Annotated in this window: 17 protein-coding genes; 6 read left to right on the top strand and 11 right to left on the bottom strand. The window is 67.1% G+C overall.

Going from position 1 to position 16,569, the window contains the following annotated elements; translation table 11 throughout:
- The 6 genes from AB4Y67_RS18620 to AB4Y67_RS18595 form a co-directional block, all read right to left on the bottom strand.
- Positions 1-1,665, bottom strand: a 1,665-nt coding sequence (locus AB4Y67_RS18620) for a DUF222 domain-containing protein (RefSeq protein ID WP_441407241.1), incomplete at its 3' end; no start/stop codon positions are given.
- 276 nt (positions 1,666-1,941) lie between these two features.
- Positions 1,942-2,757 carry a YqjF family protein gene (locus AB4Y67_RS18615; protein ID WP_441407240.1) on the bottom strand — a complete coding sequence of 272 codons (816 nt, stop codon included), beginning with the start codon at positions 2,755-2,757 and terminating at the stop codon, positions 1,942-1,944.
- Between the two features lie 30 nt (positions 2,758-2,787).
- Complete coding sequence (locus tag AB4Y67_RS18610) at positions 2,788-3,177, bottom strand: DUF1622 domain-containing protein (protein ID WP_441407239.1); 390 nt, start codon at positions 3,175-3,177, stop codon at positions 2,788-2,790.
- Positions 3,178-3,221: 44 nt separating this feature from the next.
- Entirely contained in the window at positions 3,222-4,094 is an 873-nt protein-coding gene (locus AB4Y67_RS18605) for an SDR family oxidoreductase (protein WP_441407238.1), read from the bottom strand.
- Between the two features lie 124 nt (positions 4,095-4,218).
- A complete protein-coding gene (locus AB4Y67_RS18600; protein ID WP_441407237.1) occupies positions 4,219-4,611 on the bottom strand; it encodes a hypothetical protein in 393 nt (130 codons plus the stop codon).
- A complete protein-coding gene (locus tag AB4Y67_RS18595) occupies positions 4,608-4,952 on the bottom strand; it encodes a PadR family transcriptional regulator (protein WP_441407236.1) in 345 nt (114 codons plus the stop codon). The genes AB4Y67_RS18600 and AB4Y67_RS18595 overlap by 4 nt, the downstream gene beginning before the upstream one ends.
- 259 nt (positions 4,953-5,211) lie before the next feature.
- On the opposite strand from AB4Y67_RS18595, the gene AB4Y67_RS18590 reads away from it, so the two are divergent.
- The 3 genes from AB4Y67_RS18590 to AB4Y67_RS18580 all read left to right on the top strand — a co-directional run bounded on the left by AB4Y67_RS18590 (position 5,212) and on the right by AB4Y67_RS18580 (position 6,972).
- Positions 5,212-5,823: a TasA family protein gene (locus tag AB4Y67_RS18590; RefSeq protein WP_441407235.1), complete on the top strand. Its 612-nt coding sequence runs from the start codon at positions 5,212-5,214 to the stop codon at positions 5,821-5,823.
- 100 nt (positions 5,824-5,923) lie between these two features.
- A complete protein-coding gene (locus tag AB4Y67_RS18585) occupies positions 5,924-6,580 on the top strand; it encodes a signal peptidase I (protein WP_441407242.1) in 657 nt (218 codons plus the stop codon).
- A complete protein-coding gene (locus AB4Y67_RS18580; RefSeq protein WP_441407234.1) occupies positions 6,577-6,972 on the top strand; it encodes a hypothetical protein in 396 nt (131 codons plus the stop codon). Before AB4Y67_RS18585 ends, AB4Y67_RS18580 begins: the two co-directional genes overlap by 4 nt.
- On the opposite strand, the gene AB4Y67_RS18575 is transcribed toward AB4Y67_RS18580, so the two are convergent.
- Positions 6,969-8,204, bottom strand: a complete 1,236-nt coding sequence (locus AB4Y67_RS18575) for a GAF domain-containing sensor histidine kinase (RefSeq protein WP_441407233.1) — start codon at positions 8,202-8,204, stop codon at positions 6,969-6,971. The two genes, AB4Y67_RS18580 and AB4Y67_RS18575, sit on opposite strands and share 4 nt — an antisense overlap.
- A gap of 54 nt (positions 8,205-8,258) precedes the next feature.
- Complete coding sequence (locus AB4Y67_RS18570) at positions 8,259-9,203, bottom strand: response regulator transcription factor (RefSeq protein WP_441407232.1); 945 nt, start codon at positions 9,201-9,203, stop codon at positions 8,259-8,261.
- A 170-nt stretch (positions 9,204-9,373) separates the two neighbouring features.
- On the opposite strand from AB4Y67_RS18570, the gene AB4Y67_RS18565 reads away from it, so the two are divergent.
- Positions 9,374-9,835: a hypothetical protein gene (locus tag AB4Y67_RS18565; protein ID WP_441407231.1), complete on the top strand. Its 462-nt coding sequence runs from the start codon at positions 9,374-9,376 to the stop codon at positions 9,833-9,835.
- 92 nt (positions 9,836-9,927) lie between these two features.
- Here AB4Y67_RS18565 and AB4Y67_RS18560 read toward each other — a convergent pair whose 3' ends face one another.
- Positions 9,928-10,827 carry an MSMEG_6728 family protein gene (locus tag AB4Y67_RS18560; RefSeq protein ID WP_441407230.1) on the bottom strand — a complete coding sequence of 300 codons (900 nt, stop codon included), beginning with the start codon at positions 10,825-10,827 and terminating at the stop codon, positions 9,928-9,930.
- A gap of 214 nt (positions 10,828-11,041) precedes the next feature.
- On the opposite strand from AB4Y67_RS18560, the gene AB4Y67_RS18555 reads away from it, so the two are divergent.
- Positions 11,042-11,569, top strand: coding sequence for a hypothetical protein (locus AB4Y67_RS18555; protein WP_441407229.1), 528 nt, complete (start codon positions 11,042-11,044; stop codon positions 11,567-11,569).
- Between the two features lie 143 nt (positions 11,570-11,712).
- On the opposite strand, the gene AB4Y67_RS18550 is transcribed toward AB4Y67_RS18555, so the two are convergent.
- Entirely contained in the window at positions 11,713-12,435 is a 723-nt protein-coding gene (locus tag AB4Y67_RS18550) for a transglycosylase family protein (RefSeq protein WP_441407228.1), read from the bottom strand.
- A 259-nt stretch (positions 12,436-12,694) separates the two neighbouring features.
- On the bottom strand, positions 12,695-15,370 hold the full coding sequence (locus tag AB4Y67_RS18545; protein WP_441407227.1) for an ABC transporter: 2,676 nt from the start codon (positions 15,368-15,370) through the stop codon (positions 12,695-12,697).
- Positions 15,371-15,418: 48 nt separating this feature from the next.
- On the opposite strand from AB4Y67_RS18545, the gene AB4Y67_RS18540 reads away from it, so the two are divergent.
- Positions 15,419-16,510: an adenosine deaminase gene (locus AB4Y67_RS18540; protein ID WP_441407226.1), complete on the top strand. Its 1,092-nt coding sequence runs from the start codon at positions 15,419-15,421 to the stop codon at positions 16,508-16,510.
- The last annotated feature ends 59 nt before the right edge of the window (positions 16,511-16,569 follow it).

Here is a 16,569-nt window from a genome sequence, read left to right as displayed (position 1 = left end):
GGGCGGGAAGACCCGGGAGGCGCGGCCGATGTCCAGGATCCGTCCTTCGCCGCCGAGGAGGACGGGGATGATGTCCGCGTCGCAGGCGATTTTCCGGGCGGTGGAGGCGGTGACGGGCCCGGTGAAGAGCAGGGTTCCGGTGTGCGCCTTAGTTGTGCCCGGGCGGAAGGAACTGCCGGTGCCGGTGTAAGTGTCCGTGCTCTGTCCGTTCCCGCCGGGCTGACCGCCCACACCGTCAATGTTTCCGAGCCGGTCGAAGAGCGCGCGGTAGTCGATGGTGACCATGACCTGAGGGCGGAGTCCTCCCGCGGTCGGGAGGGTGCCGGCGGCGAGGGCGACTTTACAGGCGCCGACCAGGCCGTCGAGGAGTTTCTGCGGGCGGGATCGGAGGTCGAGGGGGACGTCAAGGCCGGGATTACCGCCGATATTCGTGGCGTCGGCCGACGTCGAAGAGCTGCCGGTGGCGGCGGAGCTTGCAGCGAAGGTCCCGGCGCCCGTGACGCCAGTGCACGGGGCGTCGGCTGCCGCGTTACCCGCGGCGGTCTCGGGGCCGCCGATGAGATCCGGGCCGGCGGGCCGGGGGTTGGTGGCGGTGTTCATGACGGTGAGGAGGTGTTCGAACTGTTCGGCGGTCGCGAAGATCTCCAGGTGCTGGAGTCCGTGGCGGGGTTTGCGGATGAATGCACCCTGCAGCTGGCGCAGGAGTTCCTCCGAGGGCTCAGTGCCGTCCTGGTCCAGCGCGTCAACCCAGGACCGGGCCATGCGGGAGAGGAAGTCCGGGTCGTTCTCGGCCGCGGTGCGGGTCAGGGCGTGCTCCATCCGGGCGGCGGCCTCGGCGTCACAGACGTGCCGGACCCGGCCTAGGGCCAGGCTGATGATGGTCGCGGCCCGGGACGCGACCTCACCGGAGGCGACAGCGGACCCGAGTTCCGCGTGGACGGGTGGCAAGAGTTCCCCGGCGAATCCCTGCCGCGGCAGGAGGGCCTCGCCGAGACAGAGCCGGCGGCGGGACTCCGCGGCGCTGATCCTCAGCCGCGCCCGCAGAAACTCCGCCGTGTTCCGGTAACCGTCATCCACAGCAACCGAGTCCTTCACCGCGCCCACCAAACCTGACGGCACCGCCGCCCCCGTGCAACCCGCCGTGCCATCCCTCGCGGCCGCCGAACCCGAAGAAACGTCGGTGACCGCGATACCCGCGGTGCCGCGGGGCGCCCCCATGGCAGGGGCATCGGCCACCGCATCGGAGCCGCAATCTGAGCTATCCGGCGTGGCAGGGGTTCCGTAGGTGCCGTCATCGCGCCAACCGGTGGTCCACGCCGTCGTGGTCTTCGCGGCGGCGGCTGCAGACTGTTTCCTGGTCCGGTCCACGGCGGCGGCCCCGACGAGCTGGAGATACTCGACGGTCCGCGAGAGCTCCTCGACCTGCCCCGCGAAGTCCGACGCCTCCCGGAACCCCCACAACGCAGAGTCCCCGATCGCGGTCGCACCCACGCCCCGCAGAGCCGCCAATGCGCCGTCTACCCCGAACATCACGTCCACGCTGTCTGCGCTGTCCGCGCCGGGCTGGCCGCCCACGTCCTCAACGCGGCCCTCACCGGAGTGCCCGGCCGGAGTCGTTCCCCGGGCAGGATCCTCGACGGTGATGAAATCCTTGGCGGCTTTCATGGAACCATTCCATCAGCGAGCACCGACAATTTTCGCGACCCCGGCAACCCGCCCTGGAAGGACCGGAGTTCTACCAGCGGCACCGGACCGTCCGCACCGAAGTGCCCGTCCGGAGCGCTGCCCCAGACCGGATCCTCAACGGTGATGAATCCTTGGCGGCTTCCATAAACCCAGTGCACCAGAGACCACCGACAGAAATAGGGCGGCCAGAAGCAGTGCACAAATTTCAGCCAGATGATGCCGTTAACCCGGGACCCGGCCCGCCAGATGATGCCGCTAACCCGGGTCCGGCCTGCCAGATGGCGCCGCTAACCTGGGTCCGGCCCGCCCGCTGAGGACTCGCGGGCGGCCGAACTGGGTGCGGACGCCGGGGGAGAAGAGGACAGATTCGGGCGGTCCCTCGACGTCGATGCCGGACGCTGCAACCAGCTGGTCCTCACAAGAAATCAGGTGCGCCCGGTACAGCGGCCACGCCGTGTGCGTGTTGGGAACGTACAGGGTCCTCCCGCGGAACCGGGTGTGCAGGCCGAACCGGGCAGTGAGGTGGAGGGACAGCGGGTCGGTTGCTCCGACGTCGAACTCCGGCGCCACCGCAAAGTTGCTCTGGGCCCCGCCACGCAAGCGCCGCACCCGGTACCCAGCTTGGGGGCCTGCCGCCGGACCCCCGCCATCCACAGCCGCCACAGGGTCTAAAACCCCCGCCCCGCGGAACCCCGCCCGCGACCACACATAAGGAATCCCGGCCGCCCGCGCAGCCAGCACTACAGCGAGCCGCGACGCATCGAGGCTGAGGAAAACCACGCCCCGGGTGCCGTCGGGCTCCCGGGAGTAGAGGCGCACGTTGATCTCCGTGAAACTCCCGAAATACGGAATTCCGGGCCCGCGGCCCAGTCCGGCGCCCTGCATGCGGAAGCCGATCAGCCCCACCCACGCGGATCCGTCGAAGTTGTCCGGAACCACGCCGGGAGGCATAAACGAGCCGGCAACAGACTCAGGAATGCGCCAGTGGAGGAAGACCGCGTCCGTCCAGCGCTGATCCATGATGATCGGGGCCGGAAGTTGCGGGGCCCTGGGCCAGGGGTCGGGATCCATAGCACGGTCCACTAGGAGGTCAGGCGGCGTTCAGCCCACCCGCGCAGCAGCCGGGGACCCGTCGGGTTCCTTCTGCCACGGCCAGCGGCCGGTGATTTCCAGCTCGAGGGAGAAGCTCAGGAACGTCCGGATCAGCACAATGATGGCGAGCACGCCCACACTTTCATAGGTGGGTGCGACGGCGACCGTGCGGATGATGTCGGCCGCCACGAGCAGTTCCAGCCCGAGCAGGATGGAGCGGCCCAGGAGTTGCCGGTAGGAGCGGTAGACGGAGAACGGTTCGGCGCCCGGCGTCTGGCCCCGCGGCTGGAATCCCCGCAGCGCCAGCGGGATGGACACGACGGCGCCGATCACCATGATGGCCACGCCGGCCACGTCCATGTACCGGCCGGCGGCTTCGATGATCTCCGGAAGTTCCATAGTCCCTCACTGGAAAGCTTGCTGGTGGCTCGAACGGGGAAGCCTTAGGGGTACCGTACGCCTACGCCGGCCAGGATGTCCCGGTAACCTTCCCGAAAACTCGGGTATACGAACTCGAATCCGGTGCTCCGCAGCAGTGCGTTGCTGCACCGTTTGTTGCCGCCGCGGGACGGCTCGCCGCCGCCGTCAGACGCATCCGACGGCGGCTGGGGGAGTCCCAGCTCGGCGGCCAGGAAGCGCAGCACCTCGCCAAGCTCGGCAGGTTCGGTGTCCACGCCCAGATACACCGGTGCAGGGCTGGGGTCCATGGCGCACAAGTGGACGATCGCCGCTGCGGCGTCGTCGCGGTGGATGCGGTTCGTGAAGCGCGGCTCCGCGGGAACCACCGCTGTTCCGCCGCGCACCTGGTCAATGAGCCGGGTCCGGCCCGGGCCATAGATGCCCCCGAGCCGCAGGACCACCGGCGTGATCCCGGTGCCGCCCAGCCGGCTGAAGAGCAGTTCCTCGGCCTCGCGGATGATGCGGCCGGAGAACCCGCCGGGCTCCGGCGTCGTGCTTTCATCGATCCATCCACCGCCGGCGTCGCCGTACACCGCGGTGGAGGAGACAAAGAGCACCCGCCGCACCGGCGCACTCGAGCCCAGGACGGCGTCCAGCACATTCGACAGCCCGTCCACATACGCCGTCCGGTATGCAGCTTCCGTCGGCGAGTCCGCCGCGATCGCGACGACGACGACGGCGGTGTCCGCCGGGATGGCCGGCAGTTCCCCGGAACCCAGGTCAGCCGCTGCGCCTTCGATAGCGGCCGGAAGTTTCTCCGGCGAACGCCGCCAGCCCACCACACGGTGTCCGTCCGCGGCGAACCGCAGCCCGGCCTCGGTGCCCAGATCGCCGCAACCGGCCATGAGTACAGTCATAGGTCCAGTCTGCCAGCAATCGCGGCCCTGCCACGCTCCGGGAGCCCCTCCGGGTCCGTGATCGGAAGACTGGCACGCAATCAGCAGCCCCGGCTGGCGTTGCCAGCTGCCCACTGAGGGAACCTCAGCGTGAGGCGCGTGAGTTCTGCACGGGCTGGAAGTAGTCGGTCAGGAACCCGGCCAGGAAACCAGCCACGATCAGCGCGAGCCCCGGCTGGAGGGTGATCGGACCGACGTACTCGCGAATGTCGACTCTGAAGAGGACCGTGAGGAGGACTGCGAAAAGTACGTAGGCGATCGCCAATACCGTCCCGATCGTCACGATGGTTTGTCCCCGCGACCGTCTCTTCATCTTGGGGAACTGCTTCGCATACTCCGCGGCTGTGCCGAATTCAGCCTCCGCTGGAGTTCCTGCGGCGACCTGATGCGCCCGCACCTCACCAATAACTTCGGCGATCTCGGGTTCGGCCAACCCGCGGATTCTGAGATTGAAGGCCAGGCGTCGCTCGTAGCTCATGATTGTTCCTGTCGGATGGTGCGGATGTGGTTGAGGGCCCGGCTCATTCGGTGCCAGGCTGCTGCCGAGCGCTCCAGCTCGTTGCGGCCTTGCCCGGTGAGTGTGAACTGCTTGCGGCCCGGACCTGCCTGCTCGTGCACCCACGTGTGCTCAACGAAGCCCTGATCTTCAAGTCTCTTCAGGAGGGGGTACAGAGTCCCGCCCTTGATGCGGGTGAAACCGTGCTGCCGGAGGACCTCGGCGATGGCGTACCCATGGCTTTCGCCATGGCTGAGCACAGCGAGCACCGCCTGCGGAAGCGCAGCGCGGGTCAGCTCATGCTCAAAGTCGATGTCGTCCACGGATAGATAGTGTCACTAAGTAGGTAGGTTGGCAAGGCTAAATTGGCTTCGCGTTGATGGGCCAACGTCGGTCGTTTACAACCATCACGCCGAAGGCCACAATGAGTCGGCTTGAGGAAATCTTGAAGTGATCTTGTCTTCCACAAAGGCCTTGCCTTGAAAGGAACCGGGGATCGTTGTTCTTGTCAGCCTTTGGGGGCCGGCTACAACAATCACTTAGTCCGGTGCTCACGGCCCGGCTCCACGAAACGGATATCCGATGGGTCTCAACCTCAAGTCCACGTCCAGCAAAGTCCTCGCCTCCGCCGCACTCCTCGCCGCTGCTGCCGGCGTGGCCGGAATGGGCACCTACGGTGGCTTCACCGCCAGCACCTCGGCCTCTACCGCGGTCAACTCTGCGACGGTGAACTTGGTCGGTGGTGCCAGCGACCGACTCAACGTGGCGGCCACGGGCGCCATTCCGGGCGATACTATGCAGCGCGCGGTCACCTTGTTCAACAATGGCGACCAGAACCTGACCGGCCTTACTCTCACGACTTCCGCCACAACGTCGTCAGTTCTGGACACGGACGCGACCAACGGGCTCCAGCTGCAAGTTGATAGCTGCCCTGTTGCCTGGACTGAAGCCGGCACGGCTCCGGCGTTCACCTACACGTGTTCATCAGGTGCTCCGACCACCGTTCTGTCCTCACGCCGGGTGGTCGGCGTCTACGCGCTGCCGAATACCCTGAAGTCCCTGACGGCAGGCAGCACCGACTTCCTGCGCGTCACGATGTCCGTTCCGACGGCAGCGGACAACACTTTCCAGGGCAAGAACAGCTCCATCAAGTTCAGCTTCGACGCAACATTCCGCGGAGCGACCAGCAAGTAGGCTGCTCCGACTGGAATCCGGTCCGGCCCGAGAGCAGCCGGACCGGATTCCTTCCATTTCCGCAGTATCCACCCCGGCAGGAGGAACGCCCGTGAGCACCATGAATCACCTTAAGGCTCACGAATCGGCGGCAGCCAGCAGCCCTCGCGCTCCTCACGGGCGGCGGCGTGCCACGACATCATCGGCAACCGAACAGCGCCCGGCGTCGAAGGCCGTTGTCGCGGCGGGACGGGCGGTTTTCACGATCGTCTTGGTCATCGCCGCCCTGCTGTTTCTTTTTCTCGCCGTCGGGCCGCGGTTCCTGAACTACCAGACGTCCACCATGCTCACCGGGAGCATGTCGCCCGGGATCAACCCGGGCGATGTTGTGGTCAGCGTGCGGACTCCGGTTTCCGAGCTGAAGGTCGGCGACATCATCACCTACAGCATTCCGGTTGACGATCGCCGGATTGAGACCCACCGGGTGACAAGCATCAACCGTGCCGGCACGACGTCCGTCACCACGAAGGGTGACGCGAACCCCGGGGCCGACCCGTGGACGGCTGTGCTGTCCGAGGACTATGTGTACACCACAGCAGGCGTCGTCCCTTACCTCGGCGACGGCATCCGGGCGCTCCGCCAGCCGCTGGTGCAGTCTGTACTCCTCTATGGGGCGCCCGCCTTGCTTGTCGTAGTGCTGCTGACATCGATCTGGCGGAAGCCTGCTCAGCAGGCCCTGCCGGAAAATCAGGAGGCCGCGGGCGTGGGCCGGGCATGAGCTACCGCAACGGAATGGTCCTGGACACCAGCCAGCTCGACCGCCTTGCCGTCGAGCTGGATTCGAGGTCATATGCCGTGGGTTTCGTCTGCCGGTTCGTCTCACACCTGCCGGACAAGCTCACGCGCATTCACCAAAACCTGATTGAGGGCAAGAGCGATGGCGCCCTGGCCGCGATCCGCAGTGTCGCGACATCTGCGGCGATGGCCGGTGCGGTTCAACTCGAAACCCAAAGCCGCGCGGTCGAACAGTGCATTCGCGCCGGTAACCTCGAAGCGGCCCTGGCTGCTGCCGGGGGACTCGATTCCAATGCGGCCGACTTCGCCCGCCACCTGGATGCGCTCCTTGGATCCTCCGGCCCCGCACCAGCGAGGACACACCCGGAGTCTTAGCCGGCGTCGGCCGTAGCTGTAGTCGGCGCAGAGCCGGGAAGCGCCAACGCAGGGAGAATTACCGAGACGGTGGTTCCGCCGCCGGGGGCCGAGCCGATCTCCAGCCGTCCTCCATGGGCCTGGGCAATCCGCACGCAGGTTGCCAGCCCCAGCCCGAAGCCGGGAGGGTCGTCAGCGCGGTGCAACCGGACAAGGGGATCAGTGACGTTGATCCGTTCCCCAGCGGGTATGCCCTTGCCGTTGTCCCGCACGTGGACGGCCACGCCATCAGGAACAGCCTCGGCCGTGACCTGAATTCTCGGAGGGACGTCCAGCCGACGGTAGGCCACGGCATTCTGGATGAGGTTCTGCAGGAGAATGCGCAATTGTTCGGCGTCCGCGTGCAGGGCGGCGTCGGAAACCCTGATTTCCGCCCCGGACTCCTTGAAGCCGAAAGCCAGGTCCTCTTCAACTTCCTGGACCAAAGCGGAGAGAGACACCTGGCAGGGCCGGAGCACGCCGCCGATCCGGGAGAAGGACAAAATGTCGTCCACCATGGCCAGCATCCGGCGCGAAGTCCTGCCAATAATCCGGAAGTCTTCGGCCTCCGCCGGGTTTCTCATCTCACCGAGCTCGCTGAAGCCGATGACGCTGGTCAGCGGAGTTCGCAGATCATGACTGATGCGTCCGGCGAACGATTCGAGCAGCGCGTTGCTGTTCCGTGCCTCATCCAGGCTTCTGGCGAGCATGCGGGCGTGGTGCTGGAGTTCGAACACCTCAACCACCTGCGAGGCGATGATTTCCAGCGCCGTTTTTTGGTCTGGGGAGAGTCGGGCGGGCTCGGGCGAAAAGACGCACAGCGAACCCAGGACGAATCCCGCAGCCGTGGTGAGCGGGACCGAAGCGTAGAACCGGATAGACGCGACGTCTCCTGTGACAAAGGGGTGGTCCCGGAACAGCGGGTCCCGGGACGCGTCGGGAACAACAGTGGTCTCGCCGCGGAGGAAGACGCTGGCGCACATCGAATCCTCGAGGGAACAGACGCCCGGGTCGATCCCCAATGCCGCAACGTGGTGCTGCCTGTCAGCGGTAATGATGTTGACCGCGCCAAACGGGATGCCGGTTGAACTGGTGGCAAGAACCAGCAGTTTCTGGAGCTGGCCCAGCGTATCGGGTGTCCCCGGTCCGGTCTGGACTGTGAGGGGTTCGAGGTGTGGCAGTCCGTATTCCAGGAGCTGGGAATCCCGGCTCACGTCAGTGGCTGAGGAGCCAGGGGCCGCGGAGCGGGCTGGCGATGCCGGGGACAGCTACCCCACCTCTTCCGCTGGAGCCATTCGATACCCGACGCCGCGGACGGTGCGGATGAACCGCGGTTCCCGGCCCTTGTCGCCAAGCTTCCTGCGCAGGTTGCCGATATGGACTTCAACGAGGTGTTCGTCCATGGCCCATTCATTGCCCCAGACCTTGGTCAGGAGGGCTTTGCGGGTCCACACCCGGCGCGGTGCGCCGGTCAACGATTCCAGCAGGTCAAATTCCGTGCGGGTCAAAACCAGTTCGACGCCGTCCAGGGAGGCAGTCCGGCCCTCGGGTTCGACGACGAGGGGCCCGTGTCGGAGGACGTCGGCGGACTCTGGACTGCGGGACGGATCCGCAGCGCGGGAAGTCTCAGGGGCACGTCGATCGGCTCCGGCTGCGCCTACCGAATCGGCTGGCGAGGATTCCGCCGGAACTGGTCCGACGTCGGAGGCCCTGCGTTGCGGGACTCTGCGGTCCTCCGCGCCTGAGCCGGAGCGGGTGGTGGAGCGGTGGTCGGTGGCCCCGGGAGGCAGGAAGTCACTGGCACGGCGCTGGGGAGTCGGGCGTTGCGGCGTGGGACGGTGACGGCGGAGCACGGCAGCCACCCGGGCCTGGACGGTGCGGGGGCTGAACGGCTTTCCAATGAAGTCGTCGGCGCCGGTTTCCAGGCCGATCAGCTCGTCGATCTCGTCCACCCGGGCCGTGATCATAAAGACGTAGGCGTCGGAGAACTTCCGGAGCCGGCGGCACACTTCCACGCCGTCCAAATCGGGAAGGTTCAGGTCCAGGGTTACGACGTCCGGCCGCTGTTCATTGATGACCAGGAGTGCCTCGGTCCCGGTGGTGGCCTCGGTGACGGCGAAGCCCTGCATTTCCAGCGTCCGGCGAATAAGCAGGCGGACGTCACTGTCGTCGTCGACGACTACAGCTCGCAGTTGTCCCGGTGAATCAAACATGAACCCAGCTTCTGAAGAGAACTCAAGTCACACAAACCCCACGTGTCACAGCGGTTTCAGGCTAACACGGTTTGTTCTTGAGCAAATGTTGAACTTGAGCCCCGCTTCGACTTGAGGCTGGGCTGTCAGAGTTATAGCTAGGAAGTCAGCCGCCAGAGAGAAAGTCCGCAGTGAACGTCGTCCAGCCCACTTCAGCTTCAGCAGCCCCGCGGTTCTCGTCCGCGTGGCTGGTGCGACTGCGCCGTCTGCTGGCCGTGCCGGTGGCCGTGGCGATAGTACTGGGCGCTCCCGGGCTTGCCTACGCAACCTTCACAGCAAAAACCGGCGGCACGCTGGCCGTCGGGACGTATTCCATCCCGGCGCCTACGACGGCGAACGGCAACCGTACATGTAACAACAGCCCTCGTGGCATCACCGTCAACATCACCAGCTTCGCGGCGGTCAGCAAGGCAACTTCGTATATCGCAACCCTGACGGCGCCCGATGGCAGCACCACGAGCAAGTCTGTGGTCCCCGGCGGTTTTGCCATCAGCAGGACGTCGGCAACGGGCGGAACATACACGCTTGTCATCAAAGCCMGGGTGGGCAGCTGGACAGGGGCCGAGTGGGAAAAGACTTACGTCTGCAGATAGGCCGCCTTTTGTCCCGACAGCCTTTCGCCGCCGAACACCAACGGCGGCGGCCGACGTCGGGCTACTTGGCCCGCCTGCCGTCGAACGCGTCCCTACTGCGCCGGGATCGGGAAGAAGACGCGCGGATCCTGCAGTAGCGCAGGGTAGTCAAAGTCCGAGCGGCTCAGGATCTCGTCCACCTTGAAGTTGCGTGCGAAGCGGCCTTCCACGGTGATCGGACGGCCCAGGACCTTGCCGACGGCGAAAGACGCGCCGCCGTCGAACGGAACGGCAATCGTCGAGTTGCCCGGAAGCGTGGTGAAGGCATCTTCCTGGTGCTGGCGCTTGCGCGTGGGCTTCTTGACGAGCTGCTTGGGCGGGAGCTTGCGCACCTTGGGCCGGCGGGAACCGGAGTCGGCGTACACGAACTGGTAATCGTCTTCGCCCGCGGGGGCGGCTTTGGCCTTGCCTACGGGCGGCAGGCTGACGGTGTCCAGCTTGTCCGGCTTGGTGTCGCCGAGCGGGAGGCGGAGGACCCACATGCGGTCACCGGCAGGGTCCTCGGGGACCAGCTCATGCCTGGGCTCGGGCCAGACGTACTCCAGGTCAGGATCGGTATCAGGGAAAAGTTCCGTGTAGAACCGCGGGTCCTTGGCGATCAGCCGGGAGCGGTGGCTGAGGTGCAACTCGGGGGCGCCGAGCCAGGGCGGCATCGGGATCTTCGCTGCATAGTCGGGGTGTGCGGCCTGGGGCGCGAATTCCATGATCTTCTCGCGGGTGGTGTCCTCGCCGCCGCGGGCCGTCCACTCGTCGACCATAGCGAGGCCGTACATTGTCAGCGCGGGAACATACCCCATCCACATCCGGATGGCCGGGTGTGACTGCCACCCGTACTCGGGGATCACCAGCGCACGCAGGGTCTGCAGCGCTTCAACGCGCTGCTTGCCGAGCCGCGCTCGGTCCAAGGCCGCGGCGCTCTGCTGGAAATCAGGGAAGGGGAGAAAAGTCTGCATCTCTCCAGTTTGAGGCCACGGAGCCAATGCACCAATTGCGGGAGGCCGCGGGTGAGCGTGTTCACATTTTGGAATGGGACAGACAGCCCCCGCGATCGGCGCGTAAACTAGCATAAACACCACCGCGCGCACGGAAGACACGCCTATGTCGAATATTTCAGTAACTGCATCTGAGGCGCCGCCCGCGCCCGCAAGCCTGCCCAAGTACGGACGAATGTTGGGCCCGGAAGCACACGGGATCCTCGTCCTGGAAGAGTTCACCATTGATCCGGCCGCGGCCCGTTCTGAGCAGAACGGCTTCCGGACGGCGATGGCGTCTGTCGCGCTGACCATGCGGCGCCTCCTGGCACTCCGCTTGTTCATCGCGGTGGTGGCGATCGCCAACCTTCCCCTTTTCCTGCTCTCCAGCGGCTGGGAGGTTTATGTGGTCTCGTTGACCGTCGTCGTGGCGGTCCACGCTGCGGTGTCGTGGCTGAACCGCCACGAGCCGAAGATCAAGCAGCGGCAGATGCTGGAACTGCACCTCCACCGCGAGAAGAGCGACAACTACCGGAAGGTCCGCGACGCCGTGAAGTACGTCATCGACGCTCCGGCGCGAATGAACGAGAACCTCTACCTCGAACTCCTCGCCGCCAAGCGCGTCGCCCTGCACCTGGCCATGGGCACCGTGGCCCTGCTGGACACCAGCGACGACACTGCCTGGAAAGTGCGGATCGTGCGGGAGATTCCGATCGCCGCCTAGGTCAGGGCTTAACGCAATACTGCACAACAACACAACACAGCACGACGCCGGAGGGTCCCCCTGAGGGAACGCTCCGGCGTCGTGGTTTAACCGCCTGCTGCGAGCCGACCAAGCGAGCCAGCCGATCAGCCCAGCCGGGCCGATCAGGCCGGCAGCTGCAGCACCTGGCCCGGGAACACCAGATCAGGATTGCCGATCGTGTTGGCGTTGGCGTCGGCCAGCAACTGCCAGCCGCCGGCGATGTTGAGCTGCTCGGCGACCTTGCTCAAGGTGTCGCCGCTCTGGATGGTGTAGGTCTTGCCGCTCAGGGCGACGGCCGCCGCGTGGCGCGGTGCTGCGGCCTTAGTGGCCGCGACCTGAGGCGCCGCCTTAGTAGCGGCAACCTTCGGGACTGCCTTGGGTGCCACGGTCTTGGGAGCCGCCTTGGGGGCGACGGTCCGTGCGGGTGCCTTGGCGGGCACCTTGGCCGGCGCCACTGACTTCGACGAGCTCTGCGGAGCTATCGTGCCGCCGCTCAGGCCCAGCTTCGCGGCGCAGGCCGGCCACGCTCCCCAGCCCTGGCCTGCCTGCACCCTTTCGGCAACAGCGATCTGCTGTTCACGGCTGGCGTTGGCAGCAGACCCCGTTCCGCCGTACGCGGCCCAGGTGCTGGGGGTGAACTGCAGCCCGCCGCTAAAACCGTTTCCTGTGTTGATGCCCCAGTTGCCGCCACTTTCGCATTGGGCCAGCGAATCCCACGTGGAAGCGGGGGCTGTAGCCGGAACGGCTGCGTTGGCAGCCGAGGCGGACAACGCGACGCCCGCGATCGAGACGACCGCAAGAGTGACGCCGCGGCGTGCGGCAGTGCTGTAGGTTGATTTTTTCATGGGACAGATGCTCCTGAGGGCCACCGGTGCTCGGTCCGTCCCCGGACGTTGTCGCACTACTGCCCGCCCCTGACAATAGAGGTCATTACGGTGTCTACCGGTCGGGCAGTATCTGGTGGTGGCAGCACCGGGCACTCAATGCCCGGTGTCCGGGCATGGTCCCAAGGTTAAGACAAGGCCCCGCCGTTATCAAGACGTTATTTTCCGCGGCGTTCCCGGTAAAATCAGTCGTCTTTCTGCCGGGGCACCCGGATCCGCCTCAGCCGAGGACCGCGGCGAGGTATGGCGCCGTCCGGCTCTTCTTGGAACGCGCGACGGCGGCCGGCGTCCCCACCGCGATGATCTTGCCGCCGGCGTCGCCCCCGGCAGGGCCGAGATCGATCACCCAGTCCGCCGCGGCCACCACGTCCATCTCGTGCTCCACCACGATCACGGTGTTGCCCGCGTCCACCAGCCGGTGCAGCTGCGCCATGAGGAGTTCGACGTCGGCCGGGTGCAGGCCCGTGGTGGGCTCATCCAGCAGGTACAGCGAGTGCCCCCGCTGGGCGCGCTGCAGCTCCGTGGCCAGCTTGATGCGCTGGGCTTCGCCGCCGGAGAGTTCAGTTGCCGGCTGGCCGAGCCGGAGGTAGCCCAGGCCCACCTCACGGAGGGTCTGCAGGCTGCGCGCGGCGGAAGGGACCGCGTCCAGGAACTCGGCGGCGGCGTTGACCGTCATGCCGAGGACCTCCGCGACGTTCTTGCCGCGATAGGTGACCTCGAGCGTTTCGGGGTTGTAGCGCGAGCCGTGGCATTCCGGGCAGGGGCCGTAGCTGCCGGGCAGGAACAAGAGCTCGACGGCGACGAAGCCCTCGCCCTGGCAGATCTCGCAGCGGCCGCCCGCGACGTTGAAGGAGAAACGGCCGGCGCCGAACCCGCGGGCCCGGGCCTCGTCCGTGGCCGCGAATTCCTTGCGGACCGCGTCGAACAGGCCGGTGTACGTGGCGAGGTTGGACCGCGGAGTGCGGCCGATCGGCTTCTGGTCCACCTTGACGAGCCGGTCCAGCTGGTCCAGCCCGGAGACCGGGCCCACGCTGACCGGGGCGCTGGGCAGGCCGGCGGCCTCGGCGTCGGCGGTCTCCGCGTCTGCTACCTTCGCCGCGGCGTCGACGTCGGGATGCAGCCGGGCGCCCACCACCTCGGCGAGCACCTGGCTGACCAGGGTCGACTTGCCGGAGCCGGAGACGCCGGTGACGGCGGTCAGCACACCCAGCGGGAAATCGGCGTCGAGTTCGCGCAGGTTGTGGCGGCTGATGTCGCGCAGTTCCAGCCAGCCGGCAGCCTCCCGCCGGGTACCGGCCGCAGAAGAACCGGCCGAGCCGCGCCGGTGACCGTTGCCGCCGTCGTCCGCTCCGGAACCGTCCGCTGTACCGGAACGGTCCGCGGTCCGGGAAGCGGCCGCTGCGGCCGGGTCCGCGGCACCTGACCCGTTCGGGAACAGGAACGGCCGGGTCACGGACGCGTCCACCTCGGCGAGCCCGGCGACGGGGCCGCTGTAGAGCACCTCGCCGCCGCCCTCACCGGCGCGCGGGCCGACGTCGACGAGCCAGTCGGCGCGCCGGACGATGTCCATGTTGTGCTCCACCACGAACACCGAGTTGCCGGAGGACTTGAGCTGGTCCAGCACCGCGAGGAGGGGCTCGGCGTCGGCCGGGTGCAGGCCGGCGGAGGGCTCGTCCAGCACGTAGATCACACCGAAAAGCCCGGACCGCAGCTGGGTGGCGATCCGCAGCCGCTGCATCTCGCCGGGGGAAAGGGTGGGCGTGGACCGGCCCAGCGCGAGGTAGCCCAGGCCGAGGTCCAGCAGCACGGTGACCCGCTGGAGCAGGTCCCGGGTGATGGCGACGGCCACCTCGTTGCCCTCGCCGGAGGTTTGCTTGCGGGAGGCGGTCCCTGCCTCCTTAAGTTCGGCGGTGGGGCGGATGACTTCGGCAAGCTCGCTCATGGGCACGGCGTTGAGCTCCGCGATGGTGCGGCCCGCGAACGTCACAGCCAGCGCGGCGGGGGTCAGGCCGGCGCCGCCACAGACCGGGCACGGGCCCGTTTCCATGAAGCGCAGCACCCGGTCGCGCATGGTGGTGCTCTTGGAATCGGCGAGCGTATGCAGGACGTAGCTCTTGGCGCTCCAGAACCGGCCCTTGTATGGCTTGGCCACCCGGTCGCGCTGGGGTGTCACTTCCACCACGGGCTGTTCCTCGGTGAAGAGGATCCAGTCGCGGTCCTTTTTGGGCAGCTTCCGCCAGGGGGTGTCGACGTCGTGGCCCAAGTGGGTGAGGATGTCGCGCAGGTTCTTGCCCTGCCAGGCACCCGGCCACGCGGCGATCGCGCCGTCGCGGATGCTCAGCGACGTGTCCGGGACCAGCGAGGCTTCGGTGACGGTGTGCGCGATGCCCAGGCCGTGGCACTCCGGGCACGCGCCGGCGGCCGTGTTGGGGGAGAACGCGTCCGAATCGAGCGGGCTGGCGCCGTCGGGGTAGCTGCCGGCGCGGGAGAAGAGCATGCGCAGCGAGTTGGAAAGCGTGGTGACCGTGCCCACCGTCGAGCGGGAGCTGGGGGTGCCGCGGCGCTGTTGAAGTGCGACGGCGGGCGGCAGTCCGGTGATCATTTCCACTTTGGGGTTGTGGCCCTGCTGGATCAGCCGGCGGGCGTAGGGCGCCACGGACTCGAAGTAGCGGCGCTGCGCTTCGGCGTAGATGGTGCCGAAGGCCAGCGAGGACTTGCCGGAGCCCGAGACGCCGGTGAAGGCGACGATCGCGTCGCGGGGCACGTCCACGTCCACGTTCCGCAGGTTGTTCTCCCGGGCGCCGCGGACCCGGACGAAGCCGTCCGTGGGGTGGCCGGCGCCCAGCCCCGGGACGGCCGGGCCGGTGGAATCGGAAGCATGCTGATCACTGTGCATCCAATCGACTCTATCCGGGTCTGGCACCCGCGGGCATATCCTTACCGAATGGAAACTAACGACGGCGCCGCCGCCCCCGAAGGCGCTGCACCGGACAGCACAGCACCCGCCACCCCCGAGGTTCCCGAATTCGCCGAGGTCCCGGAGGAGGTGCACGGTCCGCTGCCGGTCGCGGAGCTCCACCTGCACATCGAGGGCACCCTCGAGCCCGAGCTGATCTTCGCCCTCGCGGAACGCAACGGGATCCAGCTGCCCTATGCGGACCTGGACGAGCTGCGCTCCCGCTATGAGTTCACGGACCTGCAGTCGTTCCTGGACCTGTATTACGCCAACATGGCCGTGCTGCAGACCGAGCAGGACTTCGCGGACATGACCCGGGCGTACCTGTCCCGGGCTGCGGTCGCCGGGGTGCGGCATGCCGAGATCATGCTGGATCCGCAGGCACATGTGTCCCGCGGGGTGGCGCTCGAGACCTGCGTGAACGGCGTGGCGTCGGTGTTGGCGAACTCCCGGGAGGAGTTCGGCATCTCGACCCTGCTCATCGCAGCATTCCTGCGGGACCTGTCCGAGGACTCCGCGCTGGAGGTGCTGGAACAGCTGCTGGCCATGGACGCGCCGATCGCGGGCATCGGCCTCGACTCGGCCGAGGTGGGCAACCCGCCGGCGAAGTTCCAGCGGCTGTTCGCCCGGGCCAAGGACGCCGGGCTGCACCGGATCGCGCACGCCGGCGAGGAGGGCCCGCCGTCGTACATCACCGACGCGCTGGACCTCCTGGAGGTGGAGCGGATCGACCACGGCATCCGCTGCATGGAGGATCCGGAGCTGGTGGAACGGCTGGTGCAGGAGCTTATGCCGCTGACGGTGTGCCCGCTGTCCAACGTCCGGCTCCGGGCAGTGGACACCTTGAAGGAGCACCCGCTGCCGGCGATGCTCGCGGCCGGGCTGAACGTGAGCGTGAACTCGGACGATCCGGCGTATTTCGGCGGGTACGTGGACGACAACTTCGTGCAGCTGAAGTCCGTGATCGGCCTATCCGAGTTCGACTGCGTGCGGATGGCGGCCAACTCGATCCGCTCGTCCTTCGCGAGCGAGGAACGCAAGACGGAACTGCTGGCCGAACTGGCCGCGTCCGGGCACTAACCCCCAAAGCAACGCGGGGTCACTTCCGGCCCATCCCGGGGCGTGGGATGGGCCGTAAC

Source organism: Arthrobacter sp. YAF17 (assembly GCF_052113365.1).
Lineage (GTDB): Bacteria > Actinomycetota > Actinomycetes > Actinomycetales > Micrococcaceae > Arthrobacter.
This window is presented reverse-complemented; position numbering and strand designations above follow the sequence as displayed.

Excerpts from the sequence above, each read along its gene's own strand:
- AB4Y67_RS18615 (WP_441407240.1), bottom strand. The coding sequence starts at position 2,757 with ATGGATCCCGACCCCTGGCCCAGGGCCCCGCAACTTCCGGCCCCGATC.
- AB4Y67_RS18610 (WP_441407239.1), bottom strand. The coding sequence starts at position 3,177 with ATGGAACTTCCGGAGATCATCGAAGCCGCCGGCCGGTACATGGACGTG.
- AB4Y67_RS18605 (WP_441407238.1), bottom strand. The coding sequence starts at position 4,094 with ATGACTGTACTCATGGCCGGTTGCGGCGATCTGGGCACCGAGGCCGGG.
- AB4Y67_RS18600 (WP_441407237.1), bottom strand. The coding sequence starts at position 4,611 with ATGAGCTACGAGCGACGCCTGGCCTTCAATCTCAGAATCCGCGGGTTG.
- AB4Y67_RS18590 (WP_441407235.1), top strand. The coding sequence starts at position 5,212 with ATGGGTCTCAACCTCAAGTCCACGTCCAGCAAAGTCCTCGCCTCCGCC.
- AB4Y67_RS18585 (WP_441407242.1), top strand. The coding sequence starts at position 5,924 with ATGAATCACCTTAAGGCTCACGAATCGGCGGCAGCCAGCAGCCCTCGC.
- AB4Y67_RS18580 (WP_441407234.1), top strand. The coding sequence starts at position 6,577 with ATGAGCTACCGCAACGGAATGGTCCTGGACACCAGCCAGCTCGACCGC.
- AB4Y67_RS18570 (WP_441407232.1), bottom strand. The coding sequence starts at position 9,203 with ATGTTTGATTCACCGGGACAACTGCGAGCTGTAGTCGTCGACGACGAC.
- AB4Y67_RS18560 (WP_441407230.1), bottom strand. The coding sequence starts at position 10,827 with ATGCAGACTTTTCTCCCCTTCCCTGATTTCCAGCAGAGCGCCGCGGCC.
- AB4Y67_RS18555 (WP_441407229.1), top strand. The coding sequence starts at position 11,042 with ATGTTGGGCCCGGAAGCACACGGGATCCTCGTCCTGGAAGAGTTCACC.
- AB4Y67_RS18550 (WP_441407228.1), bottom strand. The coding sequence starts at position 12,435 with ATGAAAAAATCAACCTACAGCACTGCCGCACGCCGCGGCGTCACTCTT.
- AB4Y67_RS18545 (WP_441407227.1), bottom strand. The coding sequence starts at position 15,370 with ATGCACAGTGATCAGCATGCTTCCGATTCCACCGGCCCGGCCGTCCCG.
- AB4Y67_RS18540 (WP_441407226.1), top strand. The coding sequence starts at position 15,419 with ATGGAAACTAACGACGGCGCCGCCGCCCCCGAAGGCGCTGCACCGGAC.